This is a genomic window from Micromonospora citrea (genome assembly GCF_049629545.1).
GTDB lineage: Bacteria > Actinomycetota > Actinomycetes > Mycobacteriales > Micromonosporaceae > Micromonospora > Micromonospora citrea_A.
In genome coordinates this window covers 23,180-39,159 of sequence record NZ_JBNADX010000039.1, presented here as the reverse complement: position 1 = coordinate 39,159, position 15,980 = coordinate 23,180, and the positions used below count along the sequence as shown (strand labels likewise).

At 74.8% G+C, this 15,980-nt stretch carries 12 protein-coding genes; 3 read left to right on the top strand and 9 right to left on the bottom strand.

Annotated features, from left to right (window positions below; all coding sequences use genetic code 11):
* The first annotated feature begins 543 nt into the window (after positions 1 to 543).
* On the top strand, positions 544 to 1,548 hold the full coding sequence (locus ACPFP2_RS28180) for an NAD-dependent epimerase/dehydratase family protein (RefSeq protein WP_424093014.1): 1,005 nt from the start codon (positions 544 to 546) through the stop codon (positions 1,546 to 1,548).
* 99 nt (positions 1,549 to 1,647) lie between these two features.
* On the opposite strand, the gene ACPFP2_RS28175 is transcribed toward ACPFP2_RS28180, so the two are convergent.
* Entirely contained in the window at positions 1,648 to 2,649 is a 1,002-nt protein-coding gene (locus tag ACPFP2_RS28175; protein ID WP_424093012.1) for an Acg family FMN-binding oxidoreductase, read from the bottom strand.
* Positions 2,650 to 2,834: 185 nt separating this feature from the next.
* Here ACPFP2_RS28175 and ACPFP2_RS28170 point away from each other — a divergent pair, with 185 nt between their 5' ends.
* A complete protein-coding gene (locus ACPFP2_RS28170) occupies positions 2,835 to 3,473 on the top strand; it encodes a response regulator (protein WP_091302608.1) in 639 nt (212 codons plus the stop codon).
* Positions 3,474 to 3,533: 60 nt separating this feature from the next.
* Here the strand turns inward: ACPFP2_RS28170 and ACPFP2_RS28165 are convergent, their stop codons facing one another.
* Complete coding sequence (locus ACPFP2_RS28165; protein WP_424093016.1) at positions 3,534 to 5,204, bottom strand: GAF domain-containing protein; 1,671 nt, start codon at positions 5,202 to 5,204, stop codon at positions 3,534 to 3,536.
* Positions 5,205 to 5,293: 89 nt separating this feature from the next.
* Positions 5,294 to 6,304, bottom strand: coding sequence for an Acg family FMN-binding oxidoreductase (locus ACPFP2_RS28160; RefSeq protein WP_424093010.1), 1,011 nt, complete (start codon positions 6,302 to 6,304; stop codon positions 5,294 to 5,296).
* 190 nt (positions 6,305 to 6,494) lie between these two features.
* Here ACPFP2_RS28160 and ACPFP2_RS28155 point away from each other — a divergent pair, with 190 nt between their 5' ends.
* The gene (locus ACPFP2_RS28155; RefSeq protein WP_424093008.1) at positions 6,495 to 8,849 is read left to right on the top strand and encodes a heavy metal translocating P-type ATPase; all 2,355 of its coding nucleotides are present in this window, start codon (positions 6,495 to 6,497) and stop codon (positions 8,847 to 8,849) included.
* 47 nt (positions 8,850 to 8,896) lie between these two features.
* On the opposite strand, the gene ACPFP2_RS28150 is transcribed toward ACPFP2_RS28155, so the two are convergent.
* The 6 genes from ACPFP2_RS28150 to ACPFP2_RS28125 all read right to left on the bottom strand — a co-directional run bounded on the left by ACPFP2_RS28150 (position 8,897) and on the right by ACPFP2_RS28125 (position 15,970).
* Positions 8,897 to 9,763 (bottom strand): universal stress protein, encoded by an 867-nt coding sequence (locus ACPFP2_RS28150; protein WP_424093006.1) that lies wholly within the window; start codon positions 9,761 to 9,763, stop codon positions 8,897 to 8,899.
* 29 nt (positions 9,764 to 9,792) lie between these two features.
* Entirely contained in the window at positions 9,793 to 12,195 is a 2,403-nt protein-coding gene (locus ACPFP2_RS28145; RefSeq protein ID WP_424093004.1) for a phosphoketolase family protein, read from the bottom strand.
* Positions 12,196 to 12,321: 126 nt separating this feature from the next.
* Positions 12,322 to 13,152 carry a universal stress protein gene (locus ACPFP2_RS28140; protein ID WP_424093002.1) on the bottom strand — a complete coding sequence of 277 codons (831 nt, stop codon included), beginning with the start codon at positions 13,150 to 13,152 and terminating at the stop codon, positions 12,322 to 12,324.
* Between the two features lie 127 nt (positions 13,153 to 13,279).
* A complete protein-coding gene (locus ACPFP2_RS28135) occupies positions 13,280 to 14,107 on the bottom strand; it encodes an oxidoreductase (RefSeq protein ID WP_424093000.1) in 828 nt (275 codons plus the stop codon).
* Positions 14,104 to 14,667 carry a TetR/AcrR family transcriptional regulator gene (locus ACPFP2_RS28130; RefSeq protein WP_424092998.1) on the bottom strand — a complete coding sequence of 188 codons (564 nt, stop codon included), beginning with the start codon at positions 14,665 to 14,667 and terminating at the stop codon, positions 14,104 to 14,106. The genes ACPFP2_RS28135 and ACPFP2_RS28130 overlap by 4 nt, the downstream gene beginning before the upstream one ends.
* 517 nt (positions 14,668 to 15,184) lie before the next feature.
* A complete protein-coding gene (locus tag ACPFP2_RS28125) occupies positions 15,185 to 15,970 on the bottom strand; it encodes a PP2C family protein-serine/threonine phosphatase (protein WP_424092996.1) in 786 nt (261 codons plus the stop codon).
* Between the last annotated feature and the right edge of the window lie 10 nt (positions 15,971 to 15,980).

The following is a 15,980-nucleotide window of genomic DNA, read 5'->3' as shown; positions in this document are numbered from 1 at the left end:
GGGGTTCGCGGTCACGCCAAGCCGAGAGGCTCGCGGCGCCGGGACCATGTGTAACGACCGGCGGGCCACCACCATTCCCGGCCCGGGCACCACCCCGGGCCGACCCGATCGGGGCCTGGCAGCGGGGCGTGCTGCTGCGGTCGTACACATGATGTAACGACCCCGCCCCCGCCACCATTCCACCACCACGGTGCCGCCGGTCACGGGACACCCGCACAGACCGGGCATGAACCGCACACCAGCACCACCACGGCAGTCGCCTGAACCGGACACCCGACCCGGATCGCTCACCACGCACACCGGTTCGGGGTGCTGTTGTTGTCACCAGGGCAGCAACAACCGCACCCGAACCCGCCAACCAAACGCCCGACCCGAGGCGGACACCCCCGCCCGCGTACCCGAAACGGACACCACGGACACCGCGCGCACGGACGGCGGCCAACCACCGACGTGCGGTGGAATCCCGGGTCTTCTGCCGAGGGCAGATCCGCTCCGGGTGAACACGGGTGCCGCCGCGACCCGTGGCGGGACAGGCTGGGACGCATGAGACTCCTGGTACTCGGCGGCACGGGCTTCGTCGGCGGCGCGGTCGTGGCGGAGGCGGTACGACGGAACTGGTCGGTGACGGTGTTCAACCGAGGGCTGCACGGGGCCGCCCCCGAGGGCGTACACCGGTTGCGGGGCGACCGGACGGCGCGCGACGGACTGGCGGCGCTCTCCGGCGGCGACTGGGACCTGGTGGTCGACACCTGGGACGGCGCGCCGCGTGCCGTGCGGGACGCGGCCCGCGCGCTGGTCGACCGGGTCGGGCACTACGCCTACGTCTCCAGCGGCTCGGTCTACGCCCATCCGCTGCCGTCCGGCGCGGGGGAGGAGGCGCCGATGATGGACGCCGCCCCGGACGCCGACGACGGCGACTACCCGCACAACAAGGCGGGTGGGGAACGGGCTGCGGCGCAGGTGTTCGGCGACCGGGCGCTGCTGGTGCGGGCCGGGCTGATCCTCGGCCCCGGAGAGGACATCGGCCGCCTACCGTGGTGGCTGCACCGCGTCGCCCGGGGCGGGGACGTGCTGGCGCCGGGCCCGGCCGACCTGCCCGTGCAGTACGTCGACGTGCGGGACCTCGCGGCGTGGACGCTGGACCGGGCCGCCGCCGGCACCGGCGGGGCGTTCAACGTGATCAGCCGCCCCGGGCACACCACCATGGGCGAGCTGCTGGCCGCCGCCGTCGCGGTGACCGGGGCGGACGCCCGGCTGCGCTGGACCGACCCGGAGCCGATCCTCGCCGCCGGGGTGGTGCCCTGGAACGACCTGCCGATCTGGGTGCCGCCGGGGCACGAGTACCGCTGGTTGCAGGAGCGCGGCGTCGACAAGGCGTACGCGGCGGGGCTGACCTGCCGTCCGGTGGCGGAGACGGTCGCCGACACCTGGCGCTGGCTGCGCCGGGTGGGGGTGGTGCCGCAGCGGGCCGGCCGGCCCGCGCGGGCGCCGGTCGGACTCGACCCCGAGCGGGAGGCGGCGCTGCTCGCCGCGCACCACCCGGCCTGACCCGGACGGTGGTGCGCCGGTCCCGCGACGGACGGGGGCGCGGGACCGGCGCACCACGAGCGGCGCCCCGGCCTCAGCGGCGCCGAGGGGCGGCACCGGTCAGCTCGGCGTGGGCAGCCCCGCGGCCGGCGCGACGGAGACCGGCAGGTCCAGCACGTCGTCGATGTCGCGTCGGGGGGTGGCCACCCCCGGCTGGCCGTACCCGATCCGCATCACCATCTGCGGGGTGCCGAACCGCCCCAGCGACAGCCGCAGCGCCTCCCGGGCGCCGGGCACCTCGATCGGCTGGGAGAGCATGGAGACGCTCAACCCGGCGTCGGTCGCGGTGAGCAGCACCCGTTGCAGGGCCTGCCCGGCGAGGATCTGGTCGGTGGTGGTGTTGCCGGCCGAGCCGAGCACGGCGACCAGCGGCTCCGGCTCGAAGTCGCGGCCGGGGGCCCGGTTGCGTCCGCCGAAGCCGCGCATCGGCAGCAGGTCCTGCGGCTCGCTCTGCGGGCCGCCGGCGGCGGCCGGCACCCCGTCGGGGGAGGGCTCGCGGCGGATCCACTCGGCCCGTTCCTGCCGGTAGCCGGGATCGCGTTCCAGCACCCGGTGCGCGCTGCGGGCGATCTCGGCGAAGGCGTTGACCGCGGTGGTGCCGATCACCAGCTCCAGCCAGCACTGCTCGGCGCGGGCCGCCTCACCGAGCCGCCACCGGGCCTCCGCCGGCACCGGGTCGGGCCAGAACGGCGCGCGGTTGCTGAACCGGCGGGGCACGGCCGCGTACAGGCTCCGCTCGGTGGGGGTCGGCGGTCGCGGCGCGTCCGGCACCAGCCGGGCCAGCACGTCCGGTTCCGTCGGGTACGGCCGCAGCCGCACCGTCGCCGGCGTGCCGGCCACGGCGAGGGACAGTCGCAGGTTGAACAGCGCCGCCCCGCACGCGATCCGGGCGCCCCAGCCGCTCGGATCGGTGGCGGGCAGCCGCCGCGTCCGGTCGACCGACAGCTCGATCCCGCCGTCGCGGAGCCGTAGCCGCCACGGCTGCGTGTTGTGCAGGGAAGGTGCGCGGACAGCGTCCGCGGCGGCAGCCCGAAGCTGCGCGACGGTGTAGCCGGTGTCCATGACGATGCTCCTTCCGTGGCGGTCGTGCCGCCCCCCGGTGGTTCATCTCCACACTCCGTCACCAGGGGGTACGCCGGGCAGGGCCGGAGGGCCCGACCGCCCGGGCACCCCTCCCCGCCGGTACGCGTCGAGGAAGGGACCTTCGGCCCGTGCATGAGCCGCGCCCCGGCGGGTAGAAACGAGGGATGATCCGGGTGTTCCTCCTCGACGACCACGAGGTCGTCCGTCGTGGCCTTGCCGACCTGCTGCAGAGCAGCGGTGACATCGAAGTGGTCGGCGAGTCCGGCTCCGCGCAGGAGGCTGCCCGGCGCATCCCGGCGCTGCGGCCGGACGTGGCGATCCTCGACGCCCGACTGCCCGACGGCAACGGCATCGACGTCTGCCGGGACGTCCGGGCCGTGGACTCCTCCATCAAGGGCCTGATCCTCACCTCGTACGAGGACGACGAGGCGCTCTTCGCCGCGATCATGGCGGGGGCGGCCGGGTACGTGCTCAAGCAGATCCGCGGCACCGACCTGGTGGACGCGGTGCGCCGGGTGGCGGCCGGTCAGTCGCTGCTCGACCCGGCGATCACCACCCGGGTGCTGGAGCGCATCCGCAGCGGCGTGGAGCAGCCGCGCGAGCTGAAGACGCTCACCGAGCAGGAGCGCCGCATCCTGGAGTACGTGGCCGAGGGGCTCACCAACCGGGAGATCGCCGGCAAGATGTTCCTGGCCGAGAAGACGGTCAAGAACTACGTCTCCAGTGTGCTGGCCAAGCTGGGCCTGGAGCGGCGTACCCAGGCGGCGGTGCTGGCCACCCGGCTGCTCGGCAAGAGCCACTGAGCGCCCGCCACCACTGATCGTCCGACGCGCCGGGGGACATCCCCCGGCGCGTCGCCGTGCTCAGTCGCGCAGCGGCACGCACCAGAACAGTTCGGTGCCGTGCGGCTCGAGCGGGCGTACCTCGAACTCGCCGCCGTGCCGCTCGGCACGCTCACGCAGGTTGACCAGCCCACCCCGGGCGGCGGCCGGATCGCAGCCCACCCCGTCGTCGCTGACCGTCACCGCGACCCGACCGGCCTCGACCCGTACGGCGACGGCGACCCGGCTGGCCTCGGCGTGCCGTACGGCGTTGGAGAGCGCCTCGCGCAGCACGGCCGCCAGGTCGGGGCGGACCGCGTCGGGCACCGCGCTGTCGATCGGCCCGTCCAGGTCCAGCGTGGGGCGGAAGCCCAGCGACTCGGCGGCCACGTCGACCGCCTCGCGGATCTCGGTGCGCAGCGCCGCGCTCATCGGGGTACGCAGCTCGAAGATGGTGCGGCGGATGTCCCGGATGGTGGCGTCGAGGTCGTCGACGGCCGCGTTGATCCGCTTGGCGATCTCGGGGCGGGCGTTCATCGCGCCGCTCTGCAGTTGCAGACCGGTGGCGAAGAGCCGCTGGATGACCACGTCGTGCAGGTCCCGGGCGATCCGCTCGCGGTCCTCCAGGACGACCAGCAGCTCCCGTTCCTCCTGGCCCCGGGCCCGCTCCATGGCCAGCGCCGCCTGGCCGGCGAAGCTGCCCAGCAGCGTCACGTCGTCCTCGGTCGCCCGGGCGGCGTCCGGACGGTGGGCGATCACCAGCACACCGTGCAGGGTGTCCGCCGCGGCGAGCGGGGAGACCACGGCCGGCCCGGCCACCACCGGCGTCGGCCACGGGGCGGACTGGGCCAGGTTCTCCACCAGCTCGTGGCGGCGTTCGGTGACCGAGCCGGCGAAGGTGGTCTCGGCGGCCGGCAGCACCGCGCCGACCAACGCCCGGGCGGCCCCGTCGGCGTCGTCGACCACCTCGACGGTGAACTGCCCGGCGTCCTCGTCGTAGAGCAGCACCACGGCCAGCTCCGCCTCGGCGACCTCCCGCGCCCGGCGGGCCACCAGGGTCAGCGCGTCGGTGCGGCGGACCTCGCCCAGCAGCACCGAGGTGATCTCGGCGGTGGCGGCGAGCCAGCGCTCCCGCCGGTGGGCCAGGGCGTACAGGCGGGCGTTCTCGATGGCCACACCGGCCGCCGCGGCGAGCGCGACGACGATCTCCTCGTCGTCCTCGGTGAACTCGGGGGCACCCTGCTTCTCGGCGAGGTAGAGGTTGCCGAAGACCTGGTCGCGGATACGGACCGGGACGCCGAGGAAGCTGTGCATCGGCGGGTGGTGCGCCGGGAAACCGTACGACTTCGGGTGCTGGGTGATGTCCGGCATGCGCACCGGGCGCGGGTCGTCGATGAGCAGGCCGAGCACGCCCCGCCCGTGCGGCAGGTCGCCGATCTTGGCGTGCAGCTCCTCGTCGATGCCGTGGATGATGAAGTCGTGCAGCATGCGGTCCGGTCCGATCACGCCGAGCGCGCCGTACCGGGCGCCGACCAGCTCGCAGGCCGACTGCACGATCCGTTGCAGGGTGCTGCGCAGGTCGAGGTCCGACCCGATGCCCACCACCGCGTCGAGCAGGGCGCGCAGCCGCTCCCGGCTGGTCACCACCTCGCCGACCCGGTCCAGCATCTCCTGGAGCAGTTCGTCGAGGCGGACCCGCGACAGCGGGCTCAGGCCCAGTGACGGGGTGGGGTGCTCGTAACGGGGGTTCGGTGCGGCCACCGGGCGATGTTACCGCCCGGTGACCGACCAGCACGAGATCGTCAGGGCGTCTGCCCGCGCACCGCTGTGGTGTCCACCACCTGCTCCACCGGCAGCCGCGGGGTGTGCGGCGGCCCCGCGTGCGCCGGGTCGGCGATCCCCAGCCGCAGCACGATGTACGGGTGGCCCATGCCGCTGAGCAGCTGACGCAGCGTCTGCCGGGTGCCCGCCACCTCCACCACGCCCGACAGCGGCACCACCGACACGCCGAGCCGGGTGGCGGTCAGCCAGAGCGCGGAGAGCGCCTCGCCGGCGCGCAGCCAGCTGTCCGGCTCGTCCTCGTCGCCGTGCAGCAGCGCGTACACGGCGGCCTTGTCGTGGCCCGGGCCGACCGGCAGGGTGCCGGCGCGACCGAAGTCACGGCCCGGCACGGTGGTCTGCGCCTGCTGCGTGGGCAGCACCTCCGGCGGCAGGCCGGTGCCGGTGCCGGCCCGGTTGGTCCAGTAGAGCAGCTCCTCGCGCAGCTGCGGATCCTCGGCCTCGACCGCCCCGGCGTGCCCGGCCGCCGCGGCCAACTCCATCACCTGGTCGGAGTCGAGGATCTGCAGGTTGGCGCCCTCGTCGGCGGCAGCCCGGACGATCTCGCCGAGCGCGCCGGTGGAGACCGGCTCGTCGCTGACCGGACGCCGGTCGGTGTGCCGGACCTGCATGCACTGCACCATGCGCATGGCGTCCGGTTCGGCGCCGGCGTGGGTCAGCCCGGTCAGCCGGGCCAGCAGGTCCGGCTGCGCCGGGTCGGGCAGTCGCTCCACCACGGCCGTCCAGCCCTCGGCGGTCAGCGCGAGGCGGGCGTGGTGCAGCGCCGCGCCGCAGCTGAGCGCGAGCAGCCGGCCCTCCGGGTCGGTGGAGGTGAGCTGGCGGTCGCGGACCACCCGCAGCTCCAGGGCGTCGGGCAGGACCCGCCACCGCCACGGCTGCGTGTTGTGCACCGACGGGGCGTAGCCGGCGGTCGCGGCGGCCTCCGCGAGCGCGGTGGTCAGCGGGCGGTCCTGTCCCGGCGTCTCGTGGCTCATCGTCACGACCTTTCCGTTTCTCCCCATCGTGCCCCAGCCCGGCGGTGCCGCGGGCGGGGATGCGGCTGCATCCTGCGTGATGCCCGGATCCGTCGCAGAGTACGCAGCCGGGCCGTCGTCGGATGTGTCGGCCCGCCCGTTTCCTCCGGATCGCTCCGTGCCGGCCGGCAACCCCTGCGACGATCCCCAGGTGGGAGCCGATCCGCGCGGGTGCGTACCGGAGAAGCCGGTCGCCCGGCGGCGGGTGGACTGGCGCGAGTGGGCACCACTGACCCTGCTCACCGTGGCGGTGCTCGTCGGGGCCGCACTCCGGTTCGCCGGCCTGCGGGGCGCCGCCGACCTGGTCTGGGCCGGGGTGACCCTGGTGGCGCTGCTGCCGGCGGCCTGGGCGGTGCTGCGCCAGGTGGTGCGCCGGCAGTTCGGGGTGGACGTGATCGCCGTGCTGGCCCTGGCCGGCGCGCTGCTGGTCCGGGAGTACCTGGCCGGCGCGGTGATCGCCGTCATGGTCGCCACCGGCCGGGCCCTGGAGGAGTACGCCCAGCGGCGGGCGACGCGCGACCTGCGCGCGCTGCTGGAACGGGCGCCCCGGCAGGCGCGCCGGCGTACCCCCGACGGGGGTATCGAGGTGGTCCCGCTGGACCGGGTCGCGGTCGCCGACCGGCTGCTGGTCGGCCCCGGCGACGTCACGCCCGTCGACGGCACCCTGGAGGACGCGGCGACCCTCGACGAGTCGGTGGTCACCGGCGAGTCGCAACTGGTCCAGCGGTCGGCGGGGGAGCAGGTGGCCAGCGGCGTGGTCAACGCGGGGGCCGCCGTCGGGCTGCGCGCCACCCGCAGCGCCTCCGAGAGCACGTACGCGGGCATCGTCCGGCTGGCCGAGGAGGCGACCGCGCGCAAGGCCCCGATGGTCCGCCTCGCCGACCGGTACGCGGCGGCGTTCGTGCCGTTCACCCTGGTGCTGGCCGGTGCGGCGTGGCTGCTCTCCGGGCAGTTCGTCCGGGCGGTCGCGGTCCTGGTGGTGGCCACCCCCTGCCCGCTGCTGCTGGCCACCCCGATCGCGATCGTCTCCGGGCTGTCCCGGGTGGCCCGGCGCGGGGTGCTGGTCCGCGACGGCGGGTCGCTGGAACTGCTCGGCCGCGCTCGAACCCTGCTGGTGGACAAGACCGGCACGCTCACTGCCGGCCGGCCCCGGGCCACCGAGACGGTCGTCGCCCCCGGCGGGGACCGGGACGAGGTGCTGCGGCTGGCCGCCTCGGTGGAACAGCTCTCCCCGCACGTGCTGGCCGCCGCGCTGGTGCGTCAGGCCCGGGACCGGGGTGTGCCGCTGACCGAGCCGACCGAGGTGACCGAGGAGCCCGGCCGGGGCGTCACCGGGCGGGTGGACGGGCGGCTGGTGAAGGTCGGCCAGCTCGCCGGCGAGCCACCGCAGTGGGCGCGATCGGCCCGCGAGCGCGCCGAGATCGCCGGCCGGTCCACGGTCTGGGTGAGCGACGAGCGTGGCCCGCTCGGCGCGATCCTGCTGGAGGACCCGGTACGCCCCGACGCCCGCCGCACCGTCCGCCGGTTGCGCCAGGCGGGGCTGACCCGCCTGGTGATGCTCACCGGGGACCGGCCCCGCACGGCCGATCAGGTGGCCCAGGCGGTCGGGGTGGACGAGGCGCTGGCGCAGTGCTCGCCGGAGGAGAAGGTGGCCCGGGTCCGCCAGGAGTCGCAGCGGGCGGTGACGGTGATGGTGGGCGACGGCGTCAACGACGCCCCGGCGCTCGCCGCGGCGCACGTGGGCGTGGCGATGGGCGCGACCGGGGCGACCGCCTCGGCCGACGTGGCCGACGCGGTGCTCACCGTCGACCGGCTGGACCGGCTCGCCGACGCCGTGGAGATCGCCCGGTACGCCCGCCGGATCGCGGTGCAGAGCGCCACGGTCGGGATGGGGCTGGCGGTGGCGGCGATGCTGGTCGCCGCGGCCGGCCGGTTGCCCCCGGTGGGCGGCGCGTTCCTCCAGGAGGGCATCGACGTGCTGGTGATCCTCAACGCGCTGCGGGCCCTGGGTGGCGGGCTGCGCCGCCGCGACGTCCCGCCGGCCACCCGCGCGCTGCTCGACCGGTACGCCGGCGAGCACGCCGGGGTACGCGACGTGCTGGCCGGGCTGCGCGACACCGCGGACCTGGTGGCCACCCGCCCGGACGACCCGCGGTGCCTGCCGGCGCTGCGCGCGACGCACCGGCGGCTGACCGACGAGGTGCTGCCGCACGAGTCGGCCGAGGAACGCCAGCTCTACCCGGCGCTGGCCGGGCCGCTGGGCAGCGCCGAGGCGACGTCCACGATGAGCCGGGGGCACCTGGAGATCCGCCGGCTGGTGGACCGGATCGGCGCTCACCTGGCCCAGGCCGGCGCCGGGCCGCTGCACCGCGACCAGGTGCCGGACCTGCTCGCCGCCCTCTACGGGCTGGACGCGGTGCTGCGCCTGCACCTGGCCCAGGAGGAGGAGGACTACTTCACGCTCGATCCCGCCGCCCCCGGCGAGGGCGGGCCGGCCCGGACGTGACCGTGCCCGGCCCCGACGACAGCGGGACCGGGCACGGCACGGACGGTTCAGCGTTCCCGGGCCACCACGACCGGGCAGTGCGCGTGCTGGATGAGCTGCTGGCCGACCGAGCCGAGCAGCATGCCCCGCAGCCCGCCCCGGCCCCGGCTGCCGACCACCACGAGCTGGGCGTCCCGGCTCGCCTCGACCAGCGTGGCCGCCGGGTTGCCGGGCCGAACGTCGACCTCGACCGCCACGTCGGGGAAGGTCTGCCGCCACCGGGTCAGGGACTTCTCGACGGCGGCGCGTTCCTCGTCGGCGGTGGCCCGCTCGTCGTGGTCCGACGGCCGCCACCGCTCACCCGGCGGATCGAAGACCCGGACGACCCGTAGCGGCACCTCCCGCTGCGCGGCGCGTTCCACCGCGAAGCCGAGCGCCACCTGGGACGACTCGGAGCCGTCGACGCCCACCACCACCGGCCCCGCCGCGTCGGCCTGCCCGTCGCGGACCACCACCACCGGGCAGTGCGCGTGGGCGGTCACCGAGACGGCGGTGGAACCGGCGAGCAGGCCGCCGAAGCCGCCGTGGCCCCGACTGCCCAGCACCAGCAGCCCCGCGTCGGCGGAACGCTCCTGGAGCACCAGGGCCGGCGGGCCGTCGAGGACGTCCCCGTGCACGGTCACGCCCGGCCGCTCGGCGGTGGCGTCCGCCGCCGCCTTGCGGACCAGCTCCTCGACCTGCCGGCGGGCGGTCTCGTCCGGCCAGATCCCCGGGGCCACCCCCGGACCGATCCAACCGGCCACGGTCAGCCATTCGAAGACGTACACTAGGCGGACCGGTCGGCCGCTGCGTCGCGCCTCGTCCAGCGCCCAGTTCAGCGCCAGGGTGGCGTCGGTCGAACCGTCGTAGCCGACCAGGATCTCGTCGCCGCTCACCGCGCTCACCTCCTGTCGATCGGTGGGGGTCACTGCTCGCCGCGCAGCGCCTGGTCCGTCTCGCGGATCCAGCGCCACTCGGCGACCCGGGGGTCGTCCTCGCCGTACGTGCGGGTGTGGTCGCGGCAGGCCTGCCGGGCGTCGACCATCTCCTGGCGCAGGTGGGCGGCGCGCGAGGCGAGCCCCGGCACCCGGTCGATCACGTCGATGACCAGGTGGAACCGGTCCAGGTCGTTGAGCATCACCATGTCGAACGGCGTGGTGGTGGTGCCCTCCTCCTTGTACCCGCGCACGTGCAGGTTGTCGTGGTTGGCCCGGCGGTAGGTGAGCCGGTGGATCAGCCACGGGTAGCCGTGGTACGCGAAGATGATCGGCTTGTCGCGGGTGAAGATGGTGTCGAACTCGTTGTCCGGCAGGCCGTGCGGGTGCTCCGACGGCGGTTGCAGGCGCATCAGGTCGACCACGTTGACCACCCGCACCTTCAGCTCGGGCAGGTGCTGCCGGAGCAGTTCGGCCGCGGCGAGGGTCTCCAGCGTCGGCACGTCGCCGGCGCAGGCGAGCACCACGTCCGGCTCGGCGCCCTCGTCGGTGCTGGCCCAGTCCCAGATGCCCAGACCGCGCCGGCAGTGCTGGACCGCCTCGTCCATGCTCAGCCAGTTCGGCGCCGGCTGCTTGCCGGCGACCACCACGTTGATGTAGTGCCGGCTGCGCAGGCAGTGGTCCATGGTGGAGAGCAGGGTGTTGGCGTCCGGCGGCAGGTAGACCCGGACCACTTCGGCCTTCTTGTTGACCACGTGGTCGATGAAGCCCGGGTCCTGGTGCGAGAAGCCGTTGTGGTCCTGCCGCCACACGTGGCTGGAGAGCAGGTAGTTCAGCGAGGCGACCGGCTCGCGCCAGGGGATGCCCCGGGTCACCTTCAGCCACTTGGCGTGCTGGTTGACCATCGAGTCGACGATGTGGATGAACGCCTCGTAGCTGGTGAAGATGCCGTGCCGGCCGGTGAGCAGGTAGCCCTCCAGCCAGCCCTCGCAGAGGTGCTCCGAGAGCACCTCCATCACCCGGCCGTCGGCGGAGAGGTGGTCGTCGCCCTCGACGGTGCGGGCCACGAACGCCCGGTCGGTGACCTCGAAGGCGGCGCCGAGCCGGTTGGAGGCGACCTCGTCCGGGCCGAACAGGCGGAACGTCTGCGGGTTGCGGGTGATCACGTCCCGGACCCAGGTGCCGAGCACGCCGGTGGCGCCGACCGCCGGCTCGCCCGGCTTCTTGACGTCGACCGCGTAGTCGCGGAAGTCCGGCAGGTCCAGGTCGCGCAGCAGCCGCCCGCCGTTGGCGACCGGGTTGGCGCTCATCCGCCGGTCACCGGTGGGCGGCAGTGCGGCCAGCTCGCCGACCGGCGCGCCGGTGGCGTCGAAGAGCTCCTCCGGCCGGTAGCTGCGCAGCCAGCGCTCCAACTCGGCCAGGTGCTCCGGGTTCTTCCGGACCTCGGAGATCGGCACCTGGTGGGCCCGGTAGGTCCCCTCGACCTGCTTGCCGTCGACCCGCGCCGGCCCGGTCCAGCCCTTCGGCGTACGCAGGATGATCATCGGCCAGCGGGGGCGTTCGACGGCGCCGCCGGAGCGGGCCCGGCGCTGGATCTCGGCGATCTCGTCGCAGGCCCGGTCGAGGGTGGCCGCCAGCATCTGGTGCACCTTCGTCGGGTCGTCGCCCTCGACGATGTACGGCTGGTGCCCGTAGCCGCGCATCAGGTCGATCAGGTCCTCGGTGGAGATCCGGTCCAGCACCGTCGGGTTGGCGATCTTGTAGCCGTTGAGGTGCAGGATCGGCAGCACCGCGCCGTCGCGGGCCGGGTTGAGGAAGACGTTGGACAGCCAACTGCCGGCCAGTGGACCGGTCTCGGCCTCGCCGTCGCCGATGACGCAGGCGACCAGCAGGTCGGGGTTGTCGAACGCCGCGCCGTACGCGTGGCTGAGCGCGTACCCCAGCTCGCCGCCCTCGTGGATCGAACCCGGCACCTCCGGCGCCACGTGGCTCGGGATGCCGCCGGGGAAGGAGAACTGCCGGAACAGCCGCTGCATGCCGGTCTCGTCGCGGCTGACCGAGTGGTACAGCTCGCTGTAGGTACCCTCCAGCCAGGTGTTCGCCACCAGGGCCGGACCGCCGTGGCCGGGGCCGGTGACGAAGATCGCCGAGAGGTCCCGGTCGACGATGACCCGGTTGAGGTGCGTGTAGAGCAGGTTGAGCCCGGGGCTGGTGCCCCAGTGGCCCAGCAGCCGGGGCTTGACGTGCTCAGGCTTCAGCGGCTCACGCAGCAGCGGGTTGTCCAGCAGGTAGATCTGGCCGACGGTGAGGTAGTTGGCCGCCCGCCAGTAGGCGTCCAGCCGGCGCAGCTCGTCTTCGGTCAGTGGGCCGTGCAGGTCGAGAGCGGTGTCCATGCTGCAATAGCCTCTCGCGGGTCGCGGAATTCTGCACCCGGAAGCCGGATTTCCTCCCCGGGCACCTCCAGCTTCGTCCAGTCGGGCGAAGTGGATCAGGGTCGTTGGTCCCGGGACGCAGGGGCGTCATGTCCCGTCCTGCGCCGCCCCGGTCAATCCACGGACGACGATGACCGGGGACGGCGCGTGGTAGAGCAGGGTCTGGCTCACCGCGCCCAGCATCCCGCGCCACGGCTCGTCCCCCCGGGCGCCGACCACGGTGACCTGCGCGGACCGCGACTGTTCCACCAGGACGGTGCCCGGGTCGCCGCGTACGGTGTGGCACTCGGTGGCGACCGTGGGGTGGCCCCGGCCGGTCCGGGCCACCGCCTCGGCGAGCACTTCCTCGCCGACGTCGGGGCGTCCCGGCTCGACCACCCGCACCGCGATCAGCCGGGCCTGTCGCCGGGACGCGCAGTCGAAGGCGAAGCCGAGGGCGGTCAGGGCGCTCTCCGACCCGTCCACCCCGACCAGGACCGGTCCGCTCGGCGGCGGCTCAGGTCGGGCCACCAGCACCGGGCAGCCGGCCCGGGCGGCGAGCTGGAGGGCGGGGGAGTCGGCCGGCACGCAGCCCTCGCAGCCGGTCATGCCCCCGTCGCCGATGCCCACCATGAACGCCGTCTCGGAGCGGCGTATCAGCGCCTCGACCGGGGAACCCTCGACGATCTCGGCGCTGACCGACACTCCCGGCTCGACCTCGTTGGCGATCCGCGCGGCCCGGGCGATCAGTTCCTCGGCCTGGGCCCGGGGGCCGGCGACCGAGGGCGCCTCGAGAGCGGCCGCCCAGTTGAAGGCGTGCAGCAGGGCCAGGTCGCGGCCGTGCGCGGCGGCCTCCCGCGCGGCCAGCCGGACGACCTGCATGCCCTGCGCGGACGGGCCGACGCCGGCCACCACCGGCGCGCCGGCGGATCCGGTCATCCGGCTCACCTCCCGGGCGTCCCGCAGGGCACGGCCACGCCGTCCCCACCGACGCTAGTCCGGCCGCCGGGCCGGCGGGCGGGGATCGCCACACCCACCCGCCTACCCGGCGCGGACGCCGGCCGGGTCAGCGGAACTGGAGCCGGGCCACCGTGTCGAAGACCCGTGCGCCGAACAGTCGCCGGGTGTGCACCATCGCCCAGGCGGCGGCGGTGACCAGGTAGCGGGTGCGCGGACGGCGGGCGGTGACCGCCCGCTCGATCACCCGGGCCACCGTCTCCGGCGTCGCGGCCAACCTCGGGTTGGCGTACCCGCGCGCCATCGCCGCGTCGATCGCTGCGGTCATCTCCCGGTACGGCCCGTGCGGGTCCGCGCCGGAGCCGAGCGACTCGGCGGCCACCGTGCCGAAGCCGGTGCGGATCAGGCCGGGCTCGACGAGCACGACGTCGACGCCGAACGGGCGCACCTCCTGGCGCAGCGCGTCGGAGATCGCCTCCACGGCGTACTTGCTGGCGTGGTAGTAGCCGCCGCCGGGGAAGACCAGCCGGCCGCCCATCGAGCTGACGTTGACGATCCGGCCCCGGCCGGCGCGGCGCATACCCGGCAGCACCAGCTGGGTGAGCCGGCTGAGCCCGAAGACGTTGGTCTCGAACTGGGCGCGGACCCGGTCCATCGACGCTGCCTCGATCGGGCCGTACTCGCCGTAGCCGGCGTTGTTGACCAGCACGTCGACCTGCCCGTGCGTGGCCTCCACGGCGGTGACGGCGGCGCGCATGGACTCCTCGTCGGTGACGTCGAGGGGGAGCACCCGGGCGCCGGTGTCGGCGAGGTCGGCGATGGCGTCGACGTTGCGGGCGGTGGCGTAGACGGTGAAGTCGGGACGGCGGGCGAGCCGGCGGGCGGTGGCCCGGCCGATGCCGGAGGAGGTGCCGGTGATCAGGACGGTGGTGGTCATGCGGGGGCTCCGGGGTGGGTGAGGCCGGCGACGAGCAGCGTGACCCCGTCACGCAGTCGCTGCCGGGGCAGGTCGGGGTCGGTGAGGTCGGCCTCCAGGCCGCGGGTGAGCGCCACCAGCACGTCGGCGACGGCTCGGGCGCGGGGCCCGGCGGCGTCGGCGAGGACGGCGGTCGACAGGTCGGTCAGCTCCCGGGTGTACGCCTCGACGAGGTCTCCGGTGAGCTTCGTGCTGGTGTCGAGGAGTTCGGCGGCATGCCGGCTCTCCCGGTGCAGCTTGAGGGTCAGTTCGAGCTTGGCGGCGAGCACGTCGTACAGCCGCTGCGCCAGCGGTACGCCCTCGGTGGCGGCCGCCCGCCGGGCCTCGGCCAGCGAGTCGGCGAAGAGTCGTTCGGCCAGCCGCCGGAACGCGTCGTCCTTGTTGCGGACGTACTGGTAGACGGCGGGGCGTGACATCCCGGCCGTCGTGGCGATGTCGTCCATCGTCGTGCGCCGCACTCCGTGCCGGGTGAAGCACTCGTACGCGGCGGCGAGGATCGCCTCCAACCGTTCGTTCGACATGCTGACAATACTTGCACACAATGTCAGAGCGTTGCGAGTGTCCCTGGTCACTCCCACGACTGGCGGCGGGTCGTGCACGGAGGGTCACGCACGGGGTGCGGCACGGAGAGTGACGACGGCTGGCGGGGTCGAGGAAGGGTGTGAGCGTCCTTTGCTCTGCTGCCACCGACGCGCCACCAGCTGCCACCTGGGCAACGGGTAGCGGCGCGCCAGAGAGCGCCCAGGCCAGGCGGATGCGGAGCGTGACTGGTGCGTCGGGGGCAGCAGAGCAAGGCGGTGAGGGGCTGTGGACGTGCTGGCCGCGAGCGTCACCGAGTGTGACGAGAGGCCGGTGGGCCACCCGGCCAGGGCGGGGCGGCCTGTGAGGTCGAGCTGCCGGGTACGGGTGGGTCGACGGCCCGGCCCACGAGGCGGCGCGGGAAGGTCGAGCTGCCAGGTGTGGATGGGTTGACGGTCCTGACCCGCGAGGTGGCGCGGTAAGGCCGGCAGCGGCAGGGGAAGGCGCGCGTTCCGGAGGTCAGGAGGCGGAGTGGACCCGCAGGACGGCGGCGGTGGCGTTGTCGTCGCCGCCCTCGGCGAGGGTGGCCGCGAGCACGGCCCGCACCGCCTGCGCCGGGTCCGGCTCGGCGAGCAGCTCCCGCAGCCGGTGGTAGTCGAGTTGGTCGCTCACCCCGTCGGTGCAGAGCAGCCAGGTGTCGCCGGGGCGCAGCGGGACCGCCAACACGTCGGCCTCGGGCCGGTCCGGGTGGCCGACGTAGCGCAGGAGCTGGTAGCGGGCCCGGGCCGCCTCCGGGGAGTTCGCCGGCCACCACCCGTGCAGCAACCCCAGCCAGGCCATGGTGTGGTCGACGGTCACCAGCTCCAGGACGCCGTCGCGCAGCCGGTACGCCCGTGAGTCGCCGAGCTGGACGACCCAGCCCTGCTCACCGTCCGGCTCGGCGAGCAGGGCGGTCAGCGTGCAGCCGGTCAGCTCGGCCAGCCCCGCGCCGGCCCGGCGTACCCGGACCTGCGCCTCGGCCACCGCACCGCGCAGCTCGCGCGCCCCGACGGCCGGCCAGCCGGCGCGGACCTGCTCGATGAGGGTCGTCGTGGCGGTGGCGCCGGCGGTCCGGCTGCCCTCGCCGTCGCCCATGCCGTCGGCGACCACCACGAGCGGCAGTTCCGCGTCGAGGTGCAGCACGTCGAAGTTGGCCCGGTAACGGTTGCCGACCACGGTGCCGCCGGCGAACTCCAGGCAGAGCCGGCCCACGGTCGACCGGCGCGCGGCCTCGACGGGCGGATCGGCGGAGCGGCGACGGAACACCTGCGGACGG